General features: G+C 62.0%; 26 protein-coding genes. 14 read left to right on the top strand and 12 right to left on the bottom strand.

Going from position 1 to position 24,246, the window contains the following annotated elements; translation table 11 throughout:
* The first annotated feature begins 23 nt into the window (after nucleotides 1-23).
* On the top strand, nucleotides 24-1,448 hold the full coding sequence (locus BG455_RS10240) for a YcjX family GTP-binding protein (RefSeq protein WP_071469885.1): 1,425 nt from the start codon (nucleotides 24-26) through the stop codon (nucleotides 1,446-1,448).
* Nucleotides 1,445-2,449 carry a YcjF family protein gene (locus BG455_RS10235; protein WP_071469884.1) on the top strand — a complete coding sequence of 335 codons (1,005 nt, stop codon included), beginning with the start codon at nucleotides 1,445-1,447 and terminating at the stop codon, nucleotides 2,447-2,449. The genes BG455_RS10240 and BG455_RS10235 overlap by 4 nt, the downstream gene beginning before the upstream one ends.
* Before the next feature lie 154 nt (nucleotides 2,450-2,603).
* Here BG455_RS10235 and BG455_RS10230 read toward each other — a convergent pair whose 3' ends face one another.
* From BG455_RS10230 to BG455_RS10210, 5 genes are all read right to left on the bottom strand, one after another.
* On the bottom strand, nucleotides 2,604-3,170 hold the full coding sequence (locus BG455_RS10230; RefSeq protein WP_071469883.1) for a peroxidase-related enzyme: 567 nt from the start codon (nucleotides 3,168-3,170) through the stop codon (nucleotides 2,604-2,606).
* Nucleotides 3,167-3,898 (bottom strand): GNAT family N-acetyltransferase, encoded by a 732-nt coding sequence (locus BG455_RS10225; protein ID WP_071469882.1) that lies wholly within the window; start codon nucleotides 3,896-3,898, stop codon nucleotides 3,167-3,169. The genes BG455_RS10230 and BG455_RS10225 overlap by 4 nt, the downstream gene beginning before the upstream one ends.
* Nucleotides 3,895-4,626, bottom strand: a complete 732-nt coding sequence (locus BG455_RS10220) for a competence/damage-inducible protein A (protein ID WP_071469881.1) — start codon at nucleotides 4,624-4,626, stop codon at nucleotides 3,895-3,897. Before BG455_RS10220 ends, BG455_RS10225 begins: the two co-directional genes overlap by 4 nt.
* A gap of 93 nt (nucleotides 4,627-4,719) precedes the next feature.
* A complete protein-coding gene (locus tag BG455_RS10215; protein WP_071469880.1) occupies nucleotides 4,720-5,502 on the bottom strand; it encodes a DUF2189 domain-containing protein in 783 nt (260 codons plus the stop codon).
* Nucleotides 5,503-5,623: 121 nt separating this feature from the next.
* Entirely contained in the window at nucleotides 5,624-6,169 is a 546-nt protein-coding gene (locus BG455_RS10210) for an NADPH-dependent FMN reductase (protein WP_071469954.1), read from the bottom strand.
* A gap of 122 nt (nucleotides 6,170-6,291) precedes the next feature.
* Here BG455_RS10210 and BG455_RS10205 point away from each other — a divergent pair, with 122 nt between their 5' ends.
* A complete protein-coding gene (locus BG455_RS10205; protein ID WP_071469879.1) occupies nucleotides 6,292-7,947 on the top strand; it encodes a thiamine pyrophosphate-binding protein in 1,656 nt (551 codons plus the stop codon).
* 62 nt (nucleotides 7,948-8,009) lie between these two features.
* Here the strand turns inward: BG455_RS10205 and BG455_RS10200 are convergent, their stop codons facing one another.
* The 3 genes from BG455_RS10200 to BG455_RS10190 are packed head-to-tail and all read right to left on the bottom strand — an operon-like array spanning nucleotide 8,010 to nucleotide 10,422.
* Nucleotides 8,010-8,657: an HAD family hydrolase gene (locus BG455_RS10200; protein WP_071469878.1), complete on the bottom strand. Its 648-nt coding sequence runs from the start codon at nucleotides 8,655-8,657 to the stop codon at nucleotides 8,010-8,012.
* On the bottom strand, nucleotides 8,654-9,223 hold the full coding sequence (gene rsmD, locus BG455_RS10195) for a 16S rRNA (guanine(966)-N(2))-methyltransferase RsmD (RefSeq protein ID WP_071469877.1): 570 nt from the start codon (nucleotides 9,221-9,223) through the stop codon (nucleotides 8,654-8,656). Before rsmD ends, BG455_RS10200 begins: the two co-directional genes overlap by 4 nt.
* Nucleotides 9,220-10,422: an NAD(P)/FAD-dependent oxidoreductase gene (locus BG455_RS10190; protein ID WP_071469876.1), complete on the bottom strand. Its 1,203-nt coding sequence runs from the start codon at nucleotides 10,420-10,422 to the stop codon at nucleotides 9,220-9,222. The genes rsmD and BG455_RS10190 overlap by 4 nt, the downstream gene beginning before the upstream one ends.
* Nucleotides 10,423-10,505: 83 nt before the next feature.
* On the opposite strand from BG455_RS10190, the gene BG455_RS10185 reads away from it, so the two are divergent.
* The 4 genes from BG455_RS10185 to BG455_RS10170 are packed head-to-tail and all read left to right on the top strand — an operon-like array spanning nucleotide 10,506 to nucleotide 13,623.
* The gene (locus BG455_RS10185; protein WP_071469875.1) at nucleotides 10,506-10,994 is read left to right on the top strand and encodes a peroxiredoxin; all 489 of its coding nucleotides are present in this window, start codon (nucleotides 10,506-10,508) and stop codon (nucleotides 10,992-10,994) included.
* Complete coding sequence (locus tag BG455_RS10180; RefSeq protein WP_071469874.1) at nucleotides 10,995-12,176, top strand: GNAT family N-acetyltransferase; 1,182 nt, start codon at nucleotides 10,995-10,997, stop codon at nucleotides 12,174-12,176.
* Nucleotides 12,169-12,462, top strand: a complete 294-nt coding sequence (locus BG455_RS10175; protein WP_071469953.1) for a 4a-hydroxytetrahydrobiopterin dehydratase — start codon at nucleotides 12,169-12,171, stop codon at nucleotides 12,460-12,462. Before BG455_RS10180 ends, BG455_RS10175 begins: the two co-directional genes overlap by 8 nt.
* A gap of 57 nt (nucleotides 12,463-12,519) precedes the next feature.
* Nucleotides 12,520-13,623 (top strand): THUMP domain-containing class I SAM-dependent RNA methyltransferase, encoded by a 1,104-nt coding sequence (locus BG455_RS10170; RefSeq protein WP_071469952.1) that lies wholly within the window; start codon nucleotides 12,520-12,522, stop codon nucleotides 13,621-13,623.
* A 321-nt stretch (nucleotides 13,624-13,944) separates the two neighbouring features.
* Here the strand turns inward: BG455_RS10170 and BG455_RS10165 are convergent, their stop codons facing one another.
* Both BG455_RS10165 and BG455_RS10160 read right to left on the bottom strand, forming a co-directional pair.
* Complete coding sequence (locus BG455_RS10165; RefSeq protein ID WP_071469873.1) at nucleotides 13,945-14,172, bottom strand: DUF2842 domain-containing protein; 228 nt, start codon at nucleotides 14,170-14,172, stop codon at nucleotides 13,945-13,947.
* Nucleotides 14,172-15,464 (bottom strand): adenylosuccinate synthase, encoded by a 1,293-nt coding sequence (locus BG455_RS10160; protein WP_071469872.1) that lies wholly within the window; start codon nucleotides 15,462-15,464, stop codon nucleotides 14,172-14,174. Before BG455_RS10160 ends, BG455_RS10165 begins: the two co-directional genes overlap by 1 nt.
* Before the next feature lie 169 nt (nucleotides 15,465-15,633).
* On the opposite strand from BG455_RS10160, the gene secG reads away from it, so the two are divergent.
* The 4 genes from secG (at nucleotide 15,634) to BG455_RS10140 (ending at nucleotide 19,098) form a co-directional block, all read left to right on the top strand.
* Nucleotides 15,634-15,996 (top strand): preprotein translocase subunit SecG, encoded by a 363-nt coding sequence (gene secG / locus BG455_RS10155; protein WP_071469871.1) that lies wholly within the window; start codon nucleotides 15,634-15,636, stop codon nucleotides 15,994-15,996.
* A gap of 166 nt (nucleotides 15,997-16,162) precedes the next feature.
* Entirely contained in the window at nucleotides 16,163-17,806 is a 1,644-nt protein-coding gene (locus tag BG455_RS10150) for a CTP synthase (RefSeq protein WP_071469870.1), read from the top strand.
* 77 nt (nucleotides 17,807-17,883) lie between these two features.
* Nucleotides 17,884-18,567: a dimethylsulfonioproprionate lyase family protein gene (locus BG455_RS10145; RefSeq protein ID WP_071469869.1), complete on the top strand. Its 684-nt coding sequence runs from the start codon at nucleotides 17,884-17,886 to the stop codon at nucleotides 18,565-18,567.
* Nucleotides 18,568-18,633: 66 nt separating this feature from the next.
* The gene (locus tag BG455_RS10140) at nucleotides 18,634-19,098 is read left to right on the top strand and encodes a RidA family protein (RefSeq protein WP_071469868.1); all 465 of its coding nucleotides are present in this window, start codon (nucleotides 18,634-18,636) and stop codon (nucleotides 19,096-19,098) included.
* 86 nt (nucleotides 19,099-19,184) lie between these two features.
* Here BG455_RS10140 and BG455_RS10135 read toward each other — a convergent pair whose 3' ends face one another.
* Complete coding sequence (locus BG455_RS10135; RefSeq protein ID WP_071469867.1) at nucleotides 19,185-19,799, bottom strand: TetR/AcrR family transcriptional regulator; 615 nt, start codon at nucleotides 19,797-19,799, stop codon at nucleotides 19,185-19,187.
* A 98-nt stretch (nucleotides 19,800-19,897) separates the two neighbouring features.
* Between BG455_RS10135 and BG455_RS10130 the strand changes: the two genes are divergently transcribed.
* The 3 genes from BG455_RS10130 to BG455_RS10120 are packed head-to-tail and all read left to right on the top strand — an operon-like array spanning nucleotide 19,898 to nucleotide 22,607.
* Nucleotides 19,898-20,827, top strand: coding sequence for an AEC family transporter (locus BG455_RS10130; protein ID WP_071469866.1), 930 nt, complete (start codon nucleotides 19,898-19,900; stop codon nucleotides 20,825-20,827).
* Between the two features lie 29 nt (nucleotides 20,828-20,856).
* A complete protein-coding gene (gene fghA, locus BG455_RS10125) occupies nucleotides 20,857-21,687 on the top strand; it encodes an S-formylglutathione hydrolase (protein WP_071469951.1) in 831 nt (276 codons plus the stop codon).
* Nucleotides 21,684-22,607, top strand: a complete 924-nt coding sequence (locus BG455_RS10120; protein ID WP_071469865.1) for an ornithine cyclodeaminase family protein — start codon at nucleotides 21,684-21,686, stop codon at nucleotides 22,605-22,607. The genes fghA and BG455_RS10120 overlap by 4 nt, the downstream gene beginning before the upstream one ends.
* A 249-nt stretch (nucleotides 22,608-22,856) precedes the next feature.
* Here BG455_RS10120 and BG455_RS10115 read toward each other — a convergent pair whose 3' ends face one another.
* Complete coding sequence (locus BG455_RS10115; protein ID WP_071469864.1) at nucleotides 22,857-24,236, bottom strand: GntP family permease; 1,380 nt, start codon at nucleotides 24,234-24,236, stop codon at nucleotides 22,857-22,859.
* Between the last annotated feature and the right edge of the window lie 10 nt (nucleotides 24,237-24,246).

Genomic DNA, 24,246 nt, shown 5'->3' with positions numbered 1-24,246 from the left:
TGATTACGACAAGGGGGCAGGCAATGGTGATCGGTAGACTTGCAGATGGGGTTTTGCGCGGCGTGGACCGCGTGACCAGCGGCGTGACCGGCACCATTTCCGAGACATTCTTTGAACCAACCCTGCGCCTTGGTGTGACGGGCCTTAGTCAGGCCGGAAAGACGGTGTTCATCACCTCGCTGGTGGCCAATCTGCTGGACCGCGGGCGCATGGGCCGGATGGGGGCCGTTGCAGGCGGCCATATCGAGGCCGCGTTCCTGCAACCTCAACCCGATGACACCCTGCCGCGGTTCGAATATGAGCGCCATCTGGCCGCGCTCAGCGGCCCAAACCCCCATTGGCCCGACAGCACACGCCACATCTCGCAATTGCGCCTGTCCTTTCGCATCCGCCCCGGCGGGTTGCTGGGCGGAATGCGCGGGGCCAAGGTGCGCCATATCGATATCATCGACTACCCCGGCGAATGGCTGCTCGATCTGGTGCTGCTGGACAAAACCTATGCGCAATGGAGCGCCGAAGTGCTGGCGCGCATGAAAAAACGCGATTTTGCCGCTGATATTCTGGCGCAACTCCAAGCAACTGACGCCACCGCCCGCCATGATGAGGGGACGGCCCAAGCGCTGACCGAAGCCTTCACCAACTATCTCAATCAGGCCCGCGCATTGGGCCTGCCTGACATAACGCCGGGCCGCTTTCTGTTGCCGGGCGATCTGGCAGGCTCGCCCGTGCTGACCTTTGTGCCGCTGGCAGATGCAGGCGGGCGTGGCTCGCTCGCGCGTGAAATGGCGCGGCGCTTTGAGGCCTATAAATCGCAAGTGATCCGCCCCTTTTTCCGCGACCATTTCGCCCGCATAGACCGTCAGGTGGTGCTGGCCGATGTTCTGGGCGCGATCCATGCAGGGCCAGAGGCTGTGGACAGGCTTGGCCAGACCCTGACCGAATTGCTGGCCGCCTTTCGACCCGGCCGCAACGCATGGCTGACACGGCTTCTCGGGAGCAAACGGGTGGAGCGCATCCTGTTTGCGGCCACCAAGGCCGATCACCTGCATCACAGCCAGCATGCGCGGCTGACGGCAATCATGGCCGCATTGCTGCGCCAGTCGCGCGACCGTGCCGATTTCGCAGGCGCAAAAACACAGGCGCTGGCCCTCGCCGCCCTGCGTGCCACGGTGGAAGAAACGCATGAACGTGACGGGCAGGCGCTGGATTGCGTGCGCGGGTGCTTGCTGGACACAGGACGGCAGGCCGCCTTCTATGCAGGCGATCTGCCCGATGATCCGATGCAGGTCGTGGGGCCTGCGCGCGCGGGTGCTGCGCATTGGCTGGATGCCGATTATCAGATCATGCGCTTTGCCCCCGCCCCCCTGACCCGCGCGCCGGGCGACGGGCTGCCCCATATCCGGCTGGATGCGGCAGCCGATTTCCTGATGGGGGATGTGTTGCAATGACAAAATCAAAACCCCTGCTGATCGACCTGCCCGACGGGGCCGAGTTTGACCCGGGCACGGCCCCGCCCCCCCCCGATGACGATCTGCCGCCCCCCGAAGGGCGCGCCATGCAGATGGCGCTGCGCGCAGGCCGCGCGCGGCTGTCGCTTTGGGCGCGGCTGGGCCTGTCGGCACTGGCCGGTTTCATCACGCTTGCCGCCAGTGTGGCCGCGTGGGATTTCGTCACCGCTCTGGTCGCGCGCAACACAGCGCTTGGCTATCTGGCATTGGCACTGTTGGTCGTGATTACAGGTGCCGCGCTGGTTCTGGCATGGCGCGAATGGGCCGGTTTCCGCCGCCTGCGCCAGATCGATGCACTCCGTAGGCATGCCGCAGAGGCGCGCGACCAGCCCAGCCGCGCGGGCGCCGAAAATGTCGTGCTGGCGCTGAACAGCTTTTACAGCACCCGCACCGACATGGCATGGCCGCGCGCGCGCCTGACAGAAATGGCGCCCGACCAACTCGATCCCGACGGGCTTCTGGCCCTGACCGAGACGACGCTTCTCGCCGCACTCGATGCCCGCGCGCGGCGCGAGGTGGAAGCGGCGGCGCGTCAGGTCGCCTTGCTGACAGCTCTCATCCCCCTTGCCCTGATCGATGTTCTGGCAGCCCTTGTGACCAATCTGCGCATGATCCGGCGTATTGCAGAAATCTATGGCGGGCGCGCAGGCACCTTGGGCAGCCTGCGGCTGCTGCGCGGTGTTATCACCCATCTGCTGGCCACAGGGGCCGTGGCTGTGGGCGAAGACATGATCGGCTCGGTGGCCTCGGGCAGTGTGCTGTCAAAATTCTCGCGCCGCTTTGGCGAAGGGGTGGTCAATGGGGCACTCACCGCACGGCTGGGCATTGCCGCAATGGAAATCTGCCGCCCCTTGCCGTTTCAGGCGCTGCCAAGGCCCCGTACCAGCCATGTCATGAGCCGCGCGCTTAGCGGCGTGTTTGACAAAACCGACCGACCATAGACCGAAGCCTCCATTTTCTTGCCGGAAATACTCACAGGGGGTTTCCCAAGGGGGGGCGTGCGCCCCCTTGGGGCGGGGGGTTCAGCTCTGGTCGCAGACCAGAGATGCCGGGGGGCAGCCGCCCCCCGTCCCCCCTTTCACCCTGCGCGCGCGCTCAGCGGGCTTGCGCGTGATACTCCGGGTTCGGTTCCATCCCTGTGGCAGAGGCCACGCGGTTCGTCATCGAGAAGAACCCGACAACTGCAATAATGTCGAAAATATCGCGGTCTGAAAATTCATGCGCGCGAAGCGCCTCGCGGTCTGCATCGCTCACTTTCGCGCTGGCCTCGGTCACAAGGGCGGCAAAATCCAGCATGGCGCGGGTGCGCGCGTTCAAAGGGGCTGCGCGGTAATTCATCACCATCGCTTCACCCAAGGCCGGATCGCCGGACAATTCGCGCACTGCCGCCCCGTGCGCCACCTGACAATACCAACAGCGGTTGATCGAGGACACAACCACCGCGATCATCTCGCGTTCCAGCTTGCTCAAGCCGCTCTCGCCCAGCATCAGGTCGTTATACATGCCCACAAAGGCGTCGAATTTCGCCATGTCGAACAGATAGGCGCGCAGCACATTGGGCACCATGCCCAGCTTTTCTTCGCAGATCTCCAGATAGCGCTGTGTGCGTTCCTGTATGTCATTCGTCGCGGGCAGATCCAGCCGCGTGACTTGCTGTGTCATCTCTCACCCTCTCCGCTGCTGGCTTGTCGGTAGTGATAGCGGGCGCAGACTTGCAGCCCAAGCCTGTCATACAAGGCGCAAGCCCCCTTATTCGCATCGGTTACCGCCAGCGCCAGCACTGCTGCGCCCTGTGCCTGTGCCCACCATGCAGCCCCCTGCACGACCAGCTTGCCCACCCCTTTGCGCCGCATATGGGGCAGAACCTCGATTGCGTGGACCATTGCAATGCCCTCATGGATTGCGCAAAACGCAACCCCGGCGGCGCGATCCTCGATCCGCGCGACAAAGCCTGTTTTGGGCGCGGGTGCGCGTGCCATCACGGCCAGACGCGCGGGGCCAATGCCGCCCCCGTTCCAGATATCACGCATGATCGCCAAAGGGGGCCAGATATCGAACAGTTGCACATGGCCCGGTTTGCGCGCGCAGTCTGCGGCCAAGCCTGCATATATGCGCGTGGGGTCCAGCATCTGGTAGCCGCGCCCTGTCAGTGTGGCGTCAATCGCGCTGTCTGCCGCGCCCAGCCGGAACAGGGGCGCGTGTCCGCGCGCGCGCATCCAGTCTTCTGCTAGGGTGATCGGCGCATCCTCAGACAGCGGGCTTGCCGCCGAGACGCGCTTGCCGCCACCCGCGCCATCGCGCACCAGCCAGCCATCTTGTCTGTGGGTGGTTTGCGCGGGCCATGTCGCATCCAGTGCGGCCATCAGGCTGGCCGCATCGGGCAGGGTCATGCCACCGCCTCTGGGAATAATCCGGCCAGTTTGACAAGGGCTGCATCCACTTGGGCCTTGTCTTCGCCGCGTACAACTACTGTGGCCCCATATGCCCCGTCACGCTGGAACGGATAGCAGCCGATGGACAATTCGGAAAACGCTTCTGACAGGGCGCGCAGATCGGCGGCAATCTCGCCCTCGCCGCGCGGGATGGTCAGGTTCTGGCTATAAAGCGCCGCCCCTGCAGCAAGGCCGGGCAGAACAGCGGCCACCATGGCCTGAAACACCGCCGGCACGCCCGCCATGACATGCACATTGCCAAGCGAAAACCCCGGCGCGCTGGATACGGGATTGTCGATCAGGCTGGCCCCGTCTGGAATGCGCGCCATGCGCAGGCGTGCCGCGTTCAACTCCAGCCCTGTGCGGGCATAATGTTCGGCCAGAATGGCGCGGGCATCCGCGCGAATGTCCAGCCCCACACCGAACGCGGCCGCAACCGCATCGGCAGTGATATCGTCATGTGTCGGACCAATCCCGCCAGATGTGAAAACATGGTCATGTGTCGCCCGCAGCGCATTCAGCGCGCCCACGATCCGGTCATGCTGGTCGGTGACGATGCGCACTTCGCACAGATCGATCCCGCGCGGGGCCAGTTGCCCTGCCAGGTAATACATATTCGCATCGCGCGTGCGGCCTGACAGGATTTCATCACCAATGACAAGCATTGCGGCGGTTGGGTTTGGCATTGGCCTTCTCCGGGAAAACGCATCTCGCAATGGTATAGGAGGGCGCGCGTCGGGTTCCAACCCCTGTCGCGCGCCCGCCCCCCCTCGCATCGCCTAGGCGGCAGGCGCACCGACCGCGCGGCGGTAGATATGCCATGTCGCGTGGCCCAGCACAGGCAGGGCGATGAACAGGCCCAGAAACAGCGGCAGCATGGCCACAAACAGGGTTGCCGCGATAATGGCCGCCCATTTCAGCATCACCTGCGGGTTTGCGCGCACGGATTCCAGACTGACGATCATCGCTGTCATGAAATCCACATCACGCTCCAGCAACATGGGCAGGCTGACCACGGTGATGGCAAACAGCGCTATCGCCACCAGCGCGCCCGCGACAGAGCCTACCAGCAGCATCAGGATACCCGGGGCAGAGGCCAGCAGCGCAAGCGATTCGGTGCCAATACCCGATTGCGCCATGAAAATTGCAAAAATGCCGCGTGCAAGGATAACCCAGAACCCGAAGATGATCAGCACGACCACCCCCATGACCAGCAACTGTTCATCCCCACGCCCGCGCATGGCCCCCAGAATCGCGCCCCAATCCATGGGCGCGCCCATTTCGCGGCGGCGGCTGACCTCATACAGGCCCACAGCCGCGAAAGGGGCAAATAGCGGGAAACCAGCGGCAATGGGGATAAACCACGCCGCCTCTCCGCGTGCGAAAAGGCCGAAATACAGCGCAATTCCGCCCGCCACATAGAAGGCCGCGAAAAACAGCCCGAAAGCCGGATATGCCTTGAAGTCACTCCACCCCGCCGCGAGTGCCGCGCGCAGGTCTTTCTCTGAAAGATCGCGCGCCATGTCGATGGGCGCGATTTGTGCGTGTTCGCTTATGCTCATCAGAAACCCTCCCTGAAAATCAGAAAGGTATGGTGCCGAAAATTCCCCTTTCGATCAAGTTTTTCGGGGGGTGGGCCGGACACGACGGGGTGATTCGTCCGTTATGCCCGGCGCATGGGCATCATCCCGCACGGGCCATGGCGGCGCGGCGCAAATCCTGCATCAATTCGTTCAGCAGTTTTGCCGCCATTTCGTCTGTCAGATTGCCGTCATCGTCAAACGCTTTGGCAGGGCTGGACAGCAGCATTTCCGGCCCCTGCAACAGATGGGGGCGAAAGGCGACCATCATCAGGCGCAGGGCAAATTGCGTCCGCTCGCCGCCCGCGCGCCCTGCGGCGGCAGAGACAATCGCCACAGGCTTGTCCTTCCACGGCGCGCCCCCGCGGCTAAGCCAGTCAAGCGCGTTTTTCAGCACACCGGGCGGGGCTTTGTTATATTCGGGGCAGGCGATGACCACGGCATCAGCCGTGGCGATCTGGTCTTTCAGGGCGGTCACCTCGGCGGGCATGCCTTGCGCTTCGAGATCTTCATCAAACAGCGGCAGACGCAGGCTGCCTTCGACAAATTCCGCCGGACCAAAGGCATCTTTTGCAGCATGCATCAATTTGCGGTTCCAAGAGTCCTTGCGCAGTGATCCGCACAGCCCCACCAGTTTCAACCCAGACATCATATCTCCTTAATTTGCTTTGTTTCCTTAGCTATGACTTGACGAACAAAAGGCAATCCTTGTGCTTGCGCAGGCGCGGCATATCTCTCACTCTGTATGGTGAACATGTGAAAGAGGGTGATATGACACAGCGACATGGCGGGCAAATTCTGGTGGACCAGCTGAAAGCGCAAGGGGTGACGCGGGTGTTCTCGGTGCCCGGTGAAAGCTTTTTGGCGGCATTGGACGGGCTGTACGAGTCTGGCATCACCAATATTGTCTGCCGCCACGAAGGTGGGGCCTGCATGATGGCCGAAGCCCATGCCAAACTGACAGGCCAGCCGGGGATTGTGTTTGTCACGCGCGGGCCGGGGGCCAGCAATGCCAGTGCCGGTATTCACATCGCACGGCAGGATTCGACGCCGCTGATCATGTTTGTGGGCCAGATCGACAACCGCCACCGCGACCGCGAGGCATTTCAGGAAGTCAATTACCGCGAATTCTTCAAGCCCATCGCCAAATGGGCGGCGGAGGTGGACCATACCGAACGGCTGCCCGAATATATCAGCCGCGCCTTTCATCAGGCGCGCTCTGGCCGCCCCGGCCCTGTGGTGCTGGCGCTGCCTGAAAACATCCTCTCCGCGCATGCGGATGTGGCGGATATTCCGCCAGTCGCGCCCACGCCGCCGTCAGTGTGCTCCGAGCAGTTAGATGCGGTGCAGGACATGCTGTGCCGGGCCAAACGCCCCTTGGTGATTGCGGGCGGGTCGGTCTGGTCGGCGGAAACAGCGCAGGCGCTGGGGCAATTTGCCGAAAACTTCGGCCTGCCTGTCTGTGTGACCTTCCGCCGGATGGACCGGATCGACAACCGCCACCCCAATTACGCGGGCGATCTGGCGGTGGGCATGAACCCGAAACTGGCGCAACGCCTGCGCGATGCCGATTGTCTGCTGGTTCTTGGCTCTCGTATGGGCGATATCGCCACGGGCGGGTATGAACTGGTGGACCCTGCCAAGCCCGGCAAGACCATCATCCACATCCACCCCGACCCCGATGAATTGGGCCGCGTGTTCCGCCCCGATCTGGCGCTGGCGGCACCTGCCGTCGATGTGATTGCGAAACTCAGCCAGCGCGCGGCCCCCGACCACCCCGACTGGGCCGACTGGACCCGCGCAGCGCACGACGATTATCTGGCATGGGTCACCCCTAAGGAAACCCCCGGCGCGGTCAAGCTGGAGCAGGTGATCCACCAACTGTCCGACATGCTGCCTGACACTGCCATTGTGACCAATGGTGCGGGCAATTATGCGGCGTTTCTGCACCGCTACCTGCGCGCGCGCGCCTTTCCGGGCCATCTTGCGCCCACATCGGGGTCGATGGGCTATGGCTTTCCGGCGGCGATTTCAGCCAAGCTGGAACACCCCGACCGCCCTGTGATCTGCTTTGCAGGCGATGGGTGTTTCCAGATGACGTTGAACGAGATGTCGACGGCGCGCCAATACGGGGCCAATATCGTGGTGATCGTGTGTAATAACGGCCAATACGGCACCATCCGCATGCATCAGGAAAAGACCTATCCGGGCCGCGTAAGTGGCACGCAGATGTTCAACCCCGATTACGCAGCCCTTGCGCGCGCTTATGGCGGGCATGGCGAACGGGTCGAGCGGACAGAGGATTTCGCCGCCGCCTATCAGCGCGCAACCGATGCGGGGCTGCCTGCGGTGATCGAACTGGTGCTGGACCCTGACGCGCTGGCACCTGCGCTGACAGTGGCGGGGGCGCGTGCGCTGGCCAAGTGACAGGGCGTGGGGGGGAGGGGCGATGGCGCTGACGCCCTTGGAGTATTTCTGGCAAGAAAATGCTAAAGGCGCAACAAGGCTGGCAGTTGGGTCATGTCTTGAAAGACTTGTGCCCCTTCCGCGCTGAGATGCGCGCCGGTATCATGGGGCGCATAGCCGAAGCAGCGCATGGCGGCGCTGCGTGCGGCGCGCGCGCCTGTTGCGCTGTCTTCGATCACCACGCAATCGGCAGGCGTGGCTCCAAGGGTTTGGGCCGCATACAGGAACAGGTCGGGCGCGGGTTTGGGGGCGGGGACGTGTTCGGCGGAAAACATGCGCCCTTGTACCCGCGCCCATAGCGCAGGGTGCTGGCCCATCGTGACGCGCATCTTGGCCATGCGCCCGTTGGAGGCGATGCAATAGGGGATGGCCGCATCGTCCAGCCGGTCGAGCAGCTGTTCAATTCCTGCAATCAGCGGCGTGTGCTGTGCAAGCTGCTGATATAGCTTTGCATAGAACCCATCCACCCAGTCGGTCGGCAGCGCTGCGCCCATCGCGCGCGCTTTTTGCGCCACGCCCGACATGGTGCCGCCGATGAATTGGGTGGTGACCTGTGCAACTGTCATATCCAGCCCATGCGCGGCCAGATCGTCGCGCAAGACCTGATGCGTCAGCGGCTCGCTGTCTACAATCACGCCGTCACAGTCGAAAATTACAAGCGCGGGTGTCATGGGGTTTCCTTGCGGCGCAACAGGGTGACATGGGTTTCGCCATAGCGGCGCTGGTCGAGGGTTTCAAACCCCGGCGGGGGCAGTTGCGGGCTGGCCTCTTCCCAGACAATCTGCGCATCCGGCGCGATCCAGCCGCCCGTTATGGCCGAGGCCAGTGCGGCCTCGCCCAGGCCCTTGCCATAGGGCGGGTCAAGAAAGACCAGCGTAAAGGCAGGGCCGCGATTTTCGCCCAAGCGGGTGGCGTCGCGGCGAAACACCTTCGTGCAACCCATGGCATGGGCCTTTTCGATATTGGCGCGCAGCAGCGCGCGCGCCGCCGCGCCGTCATCGACAAAGGTGCATTGCGCCGCCCCGCGTGACAGCGCTTCCAGCCCCAGCGCGCCGGTGCCTGCAAACAGGTCCAACACGCGCGCGCCGTCCAAAGGCTGCGCATGGCTGCCGTTGATCAGCAGGTTGAAAATCGCCTCTCGCACCCTGTCCGAGGTGGGGCGCAGATGGGCGTCCATGTCGCCCGCGCCGACATCGGCCAGTTTCAAGCCGCGATATGTGCCGCCGATGATCCTCATGCGCGCAACAGCGATTTAAGGTCGGTTTGCGGGTCTGCAAGGGCCTGCGCATCGGGGCTGCGTCCCATTTCCAGCAACCGCTTGCCCACCATGAAGGCGCGCGCATCCCCCAGCGCATCGACCGCCAGAAACTTCTCGCCTGCGAAATACCAGTGGCTGCGCGCATCCGTCTGCCGGACCACCACACGGTCATAGCCGGTATTCAGCCCCGCAATTTGCAGTTTCATGTCGTATTGATCGGACCAGAACCACGGCACGGGGTCATAGTCCTTGCCTGCGCCCAGCATGTTTTCGGCCACCAGTTCGGCCTGATCTATGGCGTTTTGCACGCTTTCCAGCCGCATGCTTGTGCCCCGATAGGGAAATGCCGCGCAATCGCCCGCCGCCCAGATATGCGCGTCCGAGGTGCGGCCCTGCGCATCGACCTTGATGCCGTTTTCCACCATCAGACCCGCGCGCTCTGCCAGCGCTGTGGCGGGGGTGACCCCAATGCCCGCAATGACGAAATCCGCGTCAAGAAGGGTGCCATCGTCAAGGCGCAGGCCGGTGACATGGGTCTCACCCTCGATGCGGTCTAGCCCTGTGGATACAAGGATTCGCACGCCATGCCCTTCATGCAGGGCATGGATGGCCGCCGATGTCTCGGGGGCGGCGACGCGTTGCAGGATGCGCGGGGCCATTTCCAGCACTGTGACATGCAGGCCCAATTTGGCGGCAACGGCAGCGGCTTCCAGCCCGATATAGCCGCCCCCCACAATGACCACGCGCCGCCCCGCGGTGAAATTCGGGGCCATTGCATCGACATCTGACAGGGTGCGCACAACATGGACGCCAGACAGCGCGCCGCCGATGGTGGCAGGCAGATGGCGCGGGATTGCGCCTGTGGTGAAGGCCAGCGCGTCATAGGCCAAGACTTTGCCACCAACGCGCAGGGTTTGTTCGCCACGGTCAATATGCTCGACCGGCGCGCCAAGCTGCAAGTCGATCTGGTGTTCGGCATAGAAGCTTTCGGGGCGCAGAAACAGCCGCTCTTGCGTCATGTCGCCCAGCAGATAGGCCTTTGACAAAGGCGGGCGCTGGTAGGGGGGCGCGGGTTCCTCGCCGATCAGCGTGATCTGCCCGCCAAAGCCCAGCACCCGCAATTTGGCAACAAGGGAGGCGCCGGCCTGACCGGCCCCAATAACCACTATTCTGTTCATTCTGCTCTCGCCCCTCTGGCCGCTGTGCAACGATACGCTATGTTCCTTGCACAAATAACCTTAACAATGACAGGAGCCAATCCATGACACTCGCAACCGGGGACAAATTGCCAGAGGCCAGCTTCATCCGTATGGGCGAAAACGGGCCAGAGCAGGTAGAGCTTGCCAGCCTGACCAAAGGCCGCAAAGTCGTGATCTTTGCGGTACCCGGCGCATTTACCCCCACCTGCAATTCGGCGCATGTGCCCAGCTTCATCCGCACGAAGGACGGGCTTGCGGCCAAGGGCGTGGATGAAATTCTGTGCCTGTCTGTGAATGACCCTTTCGTGATGAAAGCTTGGGGCGAGTCGACAGGGGCGGCAGAGGCCGGTTTGACATTGCTGGCCGATGGCGCAGGCGGGTTCACCAAGGCGATTGGCATGGATTTCGACGCGCCGCCTGTCGGCCTGATAGGCCGGTCCAAGCGCTATGCGATGGTGGTCGAGGATGGCGTCGTCAGCCTGCTGCATGTCGAGGAAAGCCCCGGCGTGTGTGAAGTCTCGGCCGGTGAGGCGCTTTTGGCGGCGATGTAAATGGATGATTGCGCGCTCTCGGTCACGCTGAACAGTGATCTGGGTCAGATTGACCCCGATCAGTGGGATGCATGTGCCAACCCGCAGGGCGCGCAGCCCCCGCTGGACCCGTTCACAACACACAGGTTTTTGCACGCACTGGAACGGTCCGGGTCTGTGGGCGAGGGCAGCGGCTGGGAGCCGCGCCATATACTGGTGCATCAGGGCGGCGAACTTATTGCCGTGGCCCCGCTTTATGTGAAATCGCATTCACAGGGCGAATATATTTTCGACCATGCTTTCGCACAGGCCTATGCCCGCGCGGGCGGGCGGTATTACCCCAAGCTGCAAGCGGCTGTCCCCTTTACGCCTGCAACGGGCAGGCGGTTTTTGTGTAAGGCAGGGTTCGAGCAACAGGGCATGGCCGCGATCTTGCAGGCAATGGCGCAGATTGCGCGCGACAACCGGCTGTCTTCGGCGCATGTGACCTTTTGCACCGAAGCAGAGGCCGCGCAGGGGGCCGAGCATGGCTTTTTGCACCGCGTGACCGAGCAGTTCCATTGGGAAAATGACGGCTATCAGGATTTCGACGGGTTTCTGGCGGCCCTGTCATCGCGCAAGCGCAAGACGATTCGCAAGGAACGCGCCACCGCGCAAGGCTTTGGTGGCACGATCCGCGCGCTGACCGGCGATGCGCTGGAGCCTGCGCATTGGGACGCGTTCTGGGCGTTTTATCAGGATACAGGCGCGCGCAAATGGGGCACGCCCTATCTGACGCGGGCCTTTTTCGATCTGGTGCAGGACCAGATGCGCGAAGATGTGGTGCTGGTGCTGGCCGAACGCGACGGGGAACCTGTTGCAGGGGCGCTGAATTTCATCGGGCAACAGACCTTGTTCGGGCGCTATTGGGGCTGTGTTGAAGACCACCCCTGCCTGCATTTCGAACTGTGTTATTACCAGGCGATGGATTTTGCGATTGCGCGCGGCATTGCCCGTGTCGAGGCGGGCGCGCAAGGAACCCATAAGCTTGCGCGGGGTTACATGCCCTCAAGGGTGCATTCGCTGCATTACTTCCCCGAAACGGGGTTTCACAAGGCAGTGGCCCGGTATCTCTCGGAAGAAGGGCGCGCGATAGAGTATGAAATGCAAGTGATGGCGGAATATGCGCCGTTTCGTAAAACGGATGGAGGCAGAAATGGTTGAAAAACTGACAGATCGCAGCACGCTGGACCCGCTGATGCAGGCGGGGTGGGCCATGGTGGACGGGCGCGATGCGATTGCCAAAGACTACGTTTTTGCCAATTTCATCGAGGCCTTTGGCTGGATGACACGTGCGGCGATTGTGGCGGAAAAAATGGGCCACCATCCCGAATGGTTCAATGTCTATAAAACGGTTTCGGTCACGCTGAGCACGCATGATGTGGGCGGGCTGTCGGATCTGGATGTGCAGCTGGCCAAGCGCATGGATGCGCTTGTAGGGGAAGGCTGAGGCAAAAGCGCGCTTTTGCGCTGGCGTCATGCGGCATTTCCCCGTATCGGCCCTTGCATGAGTGACCAGAATTTCCAGATATTCCTTTCCTGCCTTCCGGGGTTGGAGCCTGTCTTGGCCGAAGAGGCGCGCGCCTTGGGGCTGGCCGATCCTGTCGCGGTTGCGGGGGGCGTTGAAATCTCGGGCGGGTGGCGCGATGTGTGGCGCGCCAATCTGTGGCTGCGCGGGGCCAGTCGTGTTTTGGTGCGTATTGGCGAATTTCGTGCCATGCATCTGGCGCAGCTGGACAAGCGCGCGCGCAAATTCCCGTGGGGTGATTTTCTGCGTGCCGATGTTGCGATCAAGGTCGAGGCGGTTTGCGCGCGCTCCAAAATCTACCATCAGGGCGCTGCCGCACAACGGGTCGAGCGCGCGATTGCCGAGACGCTGGGCGCGCCAATTGACCCTGCTGCCACGCTGCGGCTGATGGTGCGGATCGAGGATGATCTGGTCACGCTGTCGCTGGACAGCTCTGGCGAAGGGCTGCACAAGCGCGGCCACAAGCTGGCCACCGGCAAAGCGCCCTTGCGCGAGACGATGGCGGCGCTGTTCTTGCGGCAGATGGGCTATGACGGCACCCAGCCGGTACTTGACCCGATGTGCGGGTCGGGGACATTTGTCATTGAGGCCGCCGAGATTGCCGCCGGACTGGCGCCGGGGCGTACGCGGGGCTTTGCGTTTGAGCAGTTTGCCAGTTTCAACGCGGGCGCATGGGACAAGATGCGCGCCTCCCCGTCGCGCCTGCCGCCCTTGCAGTTTTTCGGCTTTGACCGGGATCAGGGCGCTGTGCGCAACAGCCAGCAAAATGCCGAACGGGCAGGGGTGGCGGCTTGCACGCAGTTTATCTGTCAACCACTTGGCGCGCTGATGCGCCCCGACACGCCCCCCGGCTTGGTGATGGTCAATCCGCCATATGGCGCGCGGATCAGCAGCCCCAAGCTGCTATATGGCCTGTATGCCAGCCTTGGCGAGGTGTTGAAAACCCAGATGAAGGGCTGGCGTGTGGGGCTTGTCACCTCTGACCGCAAGCTTGCGCATGTAACAGGGCTGAACCTGACTCCTGGCCCGCTGCTGCCGCATGGCGGGCTTAAGGTGCAGTTGTTTCAAAGCGGGCCGCTGTAAGGTTTACTTATGTTGGGAAATTCGCCAGCCCCATGAGGGTAGCTTTGAGGGCTTGTGGGACATGCCCTGCGCGGAACAAAGGGCCGCAGGCACGGCGATTTGGCTTGGCCATGCGCAAGGCCTTGATCTTACGCGGATTTGGCCAGCATAAAGTGCTGTAGCAGGGCGTGAGGATCGCCGCGCCGCGGCCCGACGCTACGCGGCTTTGCACCAAAAAAGTCAGCGTCCGCAAAGACCCGCTCAGCGGCCTCTCATTACTTCATCGCGCGCGCGCAGTGTGCGACGAAAGCCGCCCAAGGACAATGTCCCAGGTGCTTGGCCCTAGTCCTTGTGCGGGGCGTCTGGGTCAGGTTTGCTGATGCCCTTGAAAATCGATTTCAGCGGAAAGGCCCACAGGATGCCTAGCGCGACATAGATCAGCAATTCGATCAGAAAATGCGGGCGCTCTATCGTCGAGACGACCGTAACCGCCACCACAATATACAGCGGCAAGGCCACCACCAGCGCAAACAGCGCCCAACGTCTTCGTGCTTTCCAGGATAAGGTCATCAGTCTGCAAACGGGTCCGTGACTAGGATTGTATCTTCGCGCTCAGGTGAGGTGGAAAGTAGGGCGACGGGGCAATCAATCAACTCTTCCACGCGGCGGACATATTTGATGGCGTTTGCGGGCAGGTCGGCCCAGCTGCGCGCGCCTTCTGTGGTTTCACTCCAACCCGGCAATTCCTCATAGATGGGGGTGCAGCGGGCCTGCGCATCGGCAGCGGTGGGCAGGTAATCCAGCCGCTGGCCGTCCAGATCATAGCCTACGCAGATTTTCAGCGTCTCGAACCCGTCCAGCACATCCAGCTTGGTCAGCGCAATGCCTGTGACGCCCGATGTGGCGCAGGTCTGGCGCAGCAGGCAGGCATCGAACCAGCCGCAGCGGCGCTTGCGGCCTGTGGTGGTGCCGAATTCATGGCCGCGTGTGCCAAGGCGCTCGCCATCTGCATCGTGCAATTCCGTAGGGAAAGGGCCTTCGCCCACGCGGGTGGTATAGGCTTTCACAATGCCAAGGACAAAATCTATCGCGCCGGGGCCAACGCCCACACCTGTGGCCGCTTGCCCTGCGATGACATTGGACGAGGTGACAAAGGGATATGTTCCAAAATCTACATCCAGCAGCGCGCCCTGCGCGCCTTCAAACAAGATGCGTTTGCCGGCTTTGCGCTTGTCATTCAGCACTTTCCACACGGGGGCCGCGAATTTCAGGATTTCGGGCGCAACCGCGCGCAACTGGGCCAGCAGCGCATCGCGGTCGATAGGGTCCAGCCCCAGCCCGTTGCGCAGCGCATTATGATGCACCAGCGCGCGGTCAACCCGCATCTGCAAGGTGGCGTCATCGGCCAGATCGGCCACGCGAATTACGCGGCGGCCCACTTTGTCTTCATAGCAGGGGCCAATGCCGCGCCCTGTGGTGCCAATCTTGGCGACCGAGTTCTGGTTTTCGCGTGCGCGGTCCAATTCGCCATGAAATGGCAAGATCAGCGGCGTATTCTCGGCGATCATCAGCGTCTCTGGCGTAATCTCGACGCCCTGCGCGCGGATCGTCTCGATTTCCTTAAGCAGGTGCCATGGGTCCAGCACCACGCCGTTGCCAATGACCGACAGTTTGCCGCCACGCACCACGCCAGATGGCAATGCATGCAGTTTGTAGACCTTGCCATCAATGACCAGCGTATGGCCTGCATTATGCCCGCCCTGAAACCGGGCCACGACATCGGCACGCTCGGACAGCCAGTCCACGATCTTGCCTTTTCCCTCGTCACCCCACTGAGCGCCGACAACGACGACATTGGCCATGAATGCTCTCCTGATAAGATATGCGACCCGACAGCCCTCATAGCGCTGTCGCGCGGGAACTGAAACCCGAAATAGCGCAACCAGCCACATGGGCTGTCGGTTAAACAGGGGTTGCGGGATAGCGCCTCAGGGCCTAAGTAGGCCGCGTAATGATAGACGGGTTGTCCTGATGCAAAATGTTGTGCTGATTGTCCATCTCTTGCTGGCGCTGACGCTGATCGGTGTTGTCTTGGTCCAGCGTTCGGAAGGTGGGGGGCTTGGCATTGGCGGGGGCGATGGCAGTGCCAATGCCGGACGCCCGCCGCTGACCGCGATGGCGAAGGTGACTTGGGTGCTTGCGGCGGCGTTCATCGCCACATCGCTGACCCTGACAGTGATCGCGGCGCAACAATCCGCGACCAGTTCGGTTCTGGACCGCCTTGGCACGCCAGCGGCGCCCAGTGCGCCTGCCGCACCAGCTTTACCGCTGAGCGACAGCTTGTTGCCGCCACCGGCCGCCGATGACAGCTTGGCCCCGCCCCCTGCCGACTAAGGGACAGGCCACAATCACTAGTGTGCGGCGCGTTTTTTTACCGCCCGATCTTGCGGCCGTCTTGCGGTTTGGGGGAAACTGGCCTATTCCTCGAACCCCGTGATGGTCGTTGCCTGATGATGGGCATTTGACCAGCAAAACGCAGTTCACGGGGGGTCGCAGGACCATGGCGCGCTATATTTTCATTACTGGCGGTGTTGTTTCCAGTCTGGGCAAAGGGCTGGCCTCTGCCGCTCTTGGGGCTTTGTTGCAGGCGCGGGGCTTTACAGTCCGCCTGCGCAAGCTGGACCCCTATCTGAATGTTGACCCCGGCACGATGTCGCCTTTTGAACATGGCGAAGTATTCGTCACTGATGATGGTGCCGAAACCGATCTGGACCTTGGCCATTACGAGCGATTCACCGGCGTTGCCGCGCGGCGGACTGATTCGGTGTCTTCGGGGCGTATCTATTCAAACGTGCTGGAGAAGGAACGCCGCGGTGATTATCTGGGCAAGACCATTCAGGTGATCCCGCATGTCACCAATGAGATCAAAGATTTTCTGGCCATAGGCGAGGATGAGGTTGATTTCATGCTATGTGAAATCGGCGGCACTGTGGGCGATATCGAAGGTCTGCCATTCTTTGAAGCCATTCGCCAGTTCAGCCATGAACGCCCGCGCGGGCAATGTATCTTCATGCATCTGACGCTTTTGCCCTATCTGGCCGCCTCGGGAGAGTTGAAGACCAAACCCACGCAACACTCTGTCAAGGAATTGCAAAGCATCGGCATTGCGCCTGATGTGCTGGTCTGCCGCTCTGAACACCCGATCCCCGAGAAAGAGCGCCAGAAAATTGCCCTGTTTTGCAATGTACGCCCCGATTCCGTGATCCCCGCTTATGACCTGCACTCCATCTATGAAGCGCCGCTGGCCTATCATGCGGCGGGGCTTGATCAGGCGGTGTTGGACGCGTTTGGCATTAACCCCGCGCCGCGCCCCAACCTGTCGGTGTGGGAAGATGTGGTAGATCGGCTTGCCAACCCCGAGGGCGAGGTGCGCATTGCGATTGTGGGCAAATATGTCCAGCTGGAAGACGCGTATAAATCCATCAAGGAAGCATTGGTGCATGGGGGCATGGCCAACCGCGTCAAGGTGCAGGTCGAATGGATCGATGCAAGCGTGTTTGACAGCGAAGACCCAAGCCCCGCCCTGGAGGCCTATCATGCGATTCTGGTGCCCGGCGGCTTTGGCGAGCGCGGGACAGAAGGCAAAATCCGCGCCGCCACCTATGCGCGCGAGAAGAAGATCCCCTATTTCGGCATCTGTCTGGGGATGCAGATGGCCTGTATCGAGGCCGCGCGCAGCCTTGCGGGCATTGCAGATGCAGGCTCGGAAGAATTTGACCATGAGGCCGGAAAGCGCCGCTTTACCCCTGTGGTCTATCACCTGAAAGAATGGGTGCAGGGCAACCACAAGGTGGAACGCAAGCTGGGTGATGACAAGGGCGGCACAATGCGACTGGGCGCCTATAGCGCCACGTTGAAAGAAGGGTCGCGGGTTGCGCAGATTTACGGCACCACGCGGATCGAGGAACGCCACCGCCACCGCTACGAGGTGGACACCAAGTTCCGCACAGAGTTGGAAGGCAAGGGGCTGACCTTCTCTGGCATGTCGCCCGATGGAAAATTGCCCGAGATTGTCGAGCATGAAGGCCACCCTTGGTTCATTGGTGTGCAGTTCCACCCCGAATTGAAATCAAAACCCTTCGATCCGCACCCGCTCTTTGCCGATTTCGTGCGCGCCGCGGTCGAGGTGTCGCGTCTGGTCTAAGGCGCGTTGTCGCGGACAGGCCAGCCCGTGTCGCGCGCAAGCGCGCGGGTGCGGTATGCATGCGCCAGTTTCGGCATATGGAGACCGCAGCACCACATCACGCGCCGCATTTGGCAGACCGCCCCGCTTGGGGCTATCTTCTGCGCGATTTTCTGGAAATGTACCGGATGTTGCCTGCGGGCGGCAGCGCCAAGATACGCTCGCACCAGCGGCTTGTGCGCGAACGCATAACTGCGGTTCTGCGCGCCAATCCGGCGCTGCGCGACACGGATGCGGCGCGAAAACCCGTGACATTGCACCTGCAACGCGCGCTGGATCAGGGGCGCGGGGGCGCAATGTCGCGGGTGATCCGCAGCATTGACGGGCTGTGTGATCAGTTGTCGTGGCAATACGGGTATGAAAAAGTGCCGCGCGGGCTGGACCAGAAATACGCCTATGCCGAACTTGTGGGGCCGACAGGGCCGGTGCAAAGCGACCAGATCATTCTGGGGTTGGTGCTGTTTGCGCCCGGGTGCATCTATCCCGCACATGCACATGACGGGATCACAGAAAGCTATATCTGCCTGTCAGGCGCTATGTCGCAAAATGATCAAGGCGTTTATGTGCCCGGCTCGATGATCTTCAACTTGCCGGGGCAGATGCACAGGATCACCGTGGCGGATCTGGAACCCTCGCTGCTGGCCTATGCATGGATCGGGCCGTCCGAGAAACTGGTGTCGCAAAAAATGGTTTTCAGCCGCAAACCCCGCAAGCCCGTCTAGGGCTGGCCTTTTGCCCCTGTTTTTGTGCATATTGCCGCTTACATGACACCAGACAGGAAAACCCCCATGAGCAATGCAATTGAACAGCGCCTGAGTGAACTTGGCCTTAGCCTGCCCGATGCCCCGGCACCTGCCGCCAATTATGTGCCTTTTGTGCAAAGCGGTTCTCTGGTTTTCGTATCGGGGCAGATCAGCGCGGGCGCGGATGGCCTGATTTGCGGCAAACTGGGCGATGGGCTGACCGTGGATGACGGCGTGGGCGCCGCGCAGGCCTGTGGACTGGCCCTGATTGCGCAGCTGCGCGCGGCCTGCGGGGGCGATCTGACGCGGCTGCGGCGTGTGGTCAAGCTGACAGGGTTTGTGAACTGCACCCCAGAATTTACCGACCAGCCCAAAGTGGTGAACGGGGCGTCCGATCTGATGGTCGCGGTGTTTGGCGAGGCAGGCCGCCATGCCCGCGCGGCAGTCGGTGCGCCATCGCTGCCATTGGGCGTCGCGGTCGAGGTCGAGGGCGTGTTCGAGATCAGTTGACCGCGCGGCCGCGCCGGGCTTGACCCGGCGCCTCTGGGCCAGCCGCGAGGTCCCGGGTCAAGCCCGGGACTGCGTCCCCGCCCTGATCACGCGCCGTAGCGCGCCATGAAGGTCTCGACTGCGCCATTGACGATGCGCGCCAATTCCGCTTCGGAGAAGTGTGTCTGCACCCCGCATAAAATCCGATCGCAGATCGTGCTTTGGCACAGTTGGAAAAACTGGTCTGCGGCCAGATCGATATCGTCAATCCGCACCTGCCCGCGCGCCTGCGCCCCGCGCAGATAGGCCCCCAGCCGCGCGCGCCCCAGTTCCGGCCCGCTTTCATAAAACGCCTGCCCGATTTCGGGAAAGCGCTGTGATTCGGCCACGCAGATGCGATACATGGCCAGCGCGAAATCCGATGTCAGATAGGCCAGTATCCGGCGCGCGGCCTCGCGCAGGGCAATGTCTGGCGGGTTCGCGCCCGATAATTCCACCGCCGCATCTGCCAGCCGCAAGATTTCGGTGCGGTAGACTTCGGTGAACAGCAGGCGTTTTTCGGGAAAATAGGCGTAAAGCGTGGCTTTCGACACGCCTGCCACGCGCGCGATTTCATCAACGCTGGCGCGCTCATAGCCCATGGCCACAAATACGGTCCTTGCCCCGTCAAGAACCTGCTCGTATTTGCGCCCTGGTCTGATCGCGGTGGCTGGTGCGGTCATGACACCCCCTTTTTCGGATGAAGATACGGCCTTGCGCGGCACAGGAAAAGCCGCCCTCTATGGCGCGGCACAGAATCGCATGTTAACACGTTCAGAGCATGATTGAGATATTCCTGAAAACCCTTCCGTTCTTCGGCCTGATCGGTCTGGGCTTTGGTGCCGGACGGGCCGGGTTTTTCCCGCCCGAGGCCACGGCCTATCTGACCAAATTCGTGTTCTATTTCGCCCTCTCCGCCATGTTGTTCGGCTTTGCGGCGAATCTGTCGCTGTCGGACCTGCTGGACCCGCGCGCTGCTGCCGCCTATCTGTGGGCCTGTGCGGCGCTGTATGTGCTGGTCATGGCGATTGCCTTTCTGCGCCGCGCCCGTATGGAAGAGGCGCTGATAGAAGCGCATTGCTCGATCATCGGCAATACAGGCTTTCTGGGGGTGCCGCTGCTGATTGTGTTGCTGGGGCCAAGCTCTGTGCCGATGGTGCTGCTGATCCTGACGATTGACATGATCGTGTTCTCGTCGCTGTTCACGGTTATCATCACCCTGTCACGCGACGGGCGGGTGGACAGCGCTTTGCCGCGCAAATTGCTGATTGCAGTGGCAAAGAACCCGATGGTTGTGGCGATGGTTCTGGGGCTGGCTTGGGCGGCGACAGGCTTTGCGATGCCTGTCATCGCCAATGACTTCCTGACGCTGCTGGGGGCCGCGGCCACCCCCTGCGCGCTATTTGCCATTGGCGCGTCGCTGGCCGATAAAAAAGTTGAACGGCTGGCGATCGTCAGCTGGCTTTCCTTCGGTAAACTGGTCTTGCACCCCGCGCTGACCGCCTTTGCCGCGCTTGTGCTGTTCAAGGTTGATCCGCAAGCAGCAGGTGTTCTGATTGCCGCTGCCGCCCTGCCGGTGGCGGGCAATGTCTTTATTCTGGCGCAGCATTACAATGCCGGGCCTGCGCGCGTTTCGGCCACGATCTTTGTCTCGACACTGGTCAGTATTGCAACCGTGCCGGTTGTCATTGCATGGGTCACCAGCTTCTGACAGGTTGGCCCAAAATCAGGGGAATGATGATGGAAACTCTTTCAGAGAATGCCTGTTTTGGTGGGGTGCAGGGCGTGTATCGGCATGCCTCCAGCGCCACCGGCTGCGATATGACCTTTGGCCTGTTCATGCCCGCCGAGGCGCGACTGCACCCTGTGCCTGTGCTGTGGTATCTCTCTGGACTGACCTGCACACATGAAAATGCCATGACCAAAGCGCATATGCAGGAACATGCCGCACGGCACGGGCTGGCCGTGGTGTTCCCCGACACCTCGCCGCGCGGCGAGGGGGTGGCGGATGATACCGCCTATGATCTGGGGCAGGGTGCGGGCTTCTATGTCAATGCCACGCAAGACCCGTGGGCCGCGCATTTCCGCATGTGGGACTATATTGCAGAAGAATTGCCCCGCGTGCTGATGGCCAATTTCGCGCTGGAAGAAGACCGGCAAGCCATTACCGGCCATTCGATGGGCGGGCATGGCGCACTGACTTTGGCCATGCGCCTGCCCGACCGTTTCGCCTCTGTCTCGGCCTTTGCGCCCATTGCCAACCCCACTGCCAGCGATTGGGGCCGCAAGCAGTTCACCGCCTATCTGGGCGCGGATGAAAGCCTGTGGGCCGCGCATGATTCCACGCTTTTAATGCGCGACGTGGGGCTGCGCAGTCAGCTGCTGATAGATCAGGGCAGCAAAGACCAGTTTCTGGACCTTTTGCGCCCCGAGGCGCTGGCCCATGCAATGGCCGCGCGCCGCCAGCCCGGCGTGTTCCGCATGCAGGCGGGCTATGACCACAGCTATTTCTTTGTTGCGAGTTTCATGGCCGATCATGTCGCCTTTCATGCGCAAGCGCTGGCGCAATGACCCTGCCCATTATCACTGCCGAGATTGATGCGCATCTGGACTGGCGCGGGCTGCTTGCAGCCTTTGAACGCGCCCATGCCCGCCCCCCGGCGGAACTGGACGACACATTCCTTTATCGCGGCGATGACACACTACTGTCGCGCGCGGCGTGGATCGATGGCATGGGCGCGCTGGTCAAGACCGCAACCATCTTTCCGCGCAATGCGCAAAAGGGGCTGGCGGCGGTGAATGGCGGGGTGGCGCTGTATTCCGACAGTGATGGCACGTTGCAGGCGTTGCTGGATTTCCACCTTGTCACAAAATGGAAAACCGCAGGCGACAGCCTGTTTGCGGCCAGTATGCTGGCGCGCCCTGACAGCCGCAAGATCACGATTGCGGGCGCGGGCACAGTCGCGCGCAGCATGTTAGAAGCTTACCGCGCCCTGTTTCCCAAGGCGCAGTTCACAGTTTGGGCGCGTAATTTTGAAAGTGCTGCGCAATTCGCCCGCGATGTCGCGGGCGTTCAGCCAGAGGCGGATTTGCAGCGCGCGGTAGAAGGCGCAGATATCATCTGCACCGCCACCATGAGCCGCGAGCCATTGATACAGGGCGCGTGGCTGCGCCCCGGCCAGCATCTGGACCTGATCGGCGCCTTCCGCCCCGACATGCGCGAGGTGGATGATACGGCCCTTCTGCGCGCCGCGCTGTTTGTGGACAATCGCCGGACCGTGCTGGACCATATCGGCGAGATGAAAGACCCGCTGGCGCGCGGGGTTATCACCCGCGACGACATCCGTGCCGATTTCTACGATATTGCCTCAGGCAGCTTCACCCGACCAGACGCAGAGGCAATCACCATCTGCAAGAATGGCGGCGGCGCGCATCTGGACCTGATGACCGCGCGCTATATCTTCGACGTCTGGCAGGGGGTGCAGGGGTAACCGACTGTCCTAGGACACGCGAAGGCAGAAATGATACAAAGTGTGCAACGGCTGCGTCGTCGCGCAGCGTCGGGCCGCGGTGCGGCGATACGCGGTCTGTGCTATATCACTTTATGCTGGCCAAATCCGCGAAAGATTAGAGCTTTGCGCTGGTGGTGGCCAAATCGCCGTGCCCGTGGGCGGCCCGGCAATGCGCGGCGGCGCGTTGCGCCTTGATTCCGCGCTTAGAAATTATCAAAACCCACAATCTCAAAAACTGCCCAGCAGCGTGCCCAATGTGATCAGCACCGCCAGCGCCACAAGCGGGATGATCACCGCCACCACGGCAATATCCTTATAGGCTTGCTGATGTGTCAGCCCGCAGATTGTCAGCAGTGTGATGACCGCGCCGTTATGGGGCAGCGCGTCCAGCCCGCCTGTGGCCACGGCTGTCACGCGGTGCAGCAATTGCGGCGAGATGCCTGCCGCCTGTCCCATTTCCAGATATGTCGCGCCCAAAGTGGACAGCGCAATCGACATCCCGCCAGAGGCAGAGCCGGTCATACCCGCCAGCAAGCTGGTGCCGATGGCAAGCGAGATCAGAGGGTTATCCCCGCCCGCTGTCACCACCCAGTCTCGGATCAGCGCAAAGGCAGAAAGCGAGGCAATCACCGCGCCGAACCCCACCAAGGATGCCGTGTTGAAAATTGGCTTCAGCGAATCTTTCGCGCCTGCGTCCAGCGTCTCTGACAGCTCTTTGGACAGGCGCGCCCAGTTCATGGCCACCAGCGCCAAGGATGAAAGCGTCAGCGCCGCGATGATCGACCACACACCACGCAACGCGCCAATATCCGTTTCCCCGAATTGCGGCTGTTCCAGATAGCTTGTGTCCATCATAGGGATCAGCACAAAGGTAAAGGCCAGATTCAGCACCAGAACCAGCACCAGCGGTGCTGCGGCAATGGGCAGGGATGGCGCGCTACCAGTGTTGCGCGCCTGTGCCGCGGCCTCTTCTTCGCCATAGCCCGGCCCAAGGGCACGCGCGCGGTATTCCAGCCAGCCCCAGCCAAGCGCCAGCATCAGCGCACCCGTAATCACGCCCAAGCCCGGCGCGGCAAAGGGGGTGGTGCCGAAATAGGGCATGGGAATCGCGTTCTGGATGGCCGGTGTGCCGGGCAGTGCGGTCATGGTAAAGGTGAACGCCCCCAGCGCAATGGTGGCGGGTATCAGGACTTTGGGCAACTCCGCCTCTCGGAACAGGGCCGAGGCGATGGGCCAGACTGCGAAAGCCACCACAAACAGCGACACCCCGCCATAGGTCATGATCGCGCAAGACAGGATCACTGCCAGAATCGCGCGCGCTGGCCCCAGCCGCCGAATAATGCCATCTGCCAGCACGCGGGCAGAGCCTGACGCCTCCATCAATTTGCCAAAGACCGCGCCCAGCAGAAACAGCGGGAAATACTGGATGATAAAGCCGCCCATAGCCTGCATGAAAATTTGCGTATAGCTGGCCAGCAGCGGCCCGCCTTCGCTGGCCAGAACGGCCAGAACAGCCAACGCCGGGGTGAGTAGCAGCAGGCTTAGCCCGCGATACGCAAGAAAGATCAGCGCGCCCAAAGCGGCGATAATGACAAAGATTCCCGACATGGCGCCCCTC

Origin of the sequence: Roseinatronobacter thiooxidans (assembly GCF_001870675.1) — a bacterium.
Lineage (GTDB): Bacteria > Pseudomonadota > Alphaproteobacteria > Rhodobacterales > Rhodobacteraceae > Roseinatronobacter > Roseinatronobacter thiooxidans.
The sequence above is the reverse complement of the archived record's forward strand: the minus strand, read 5'-3'. Positions and strand labels throughout refer to the sequence as shown.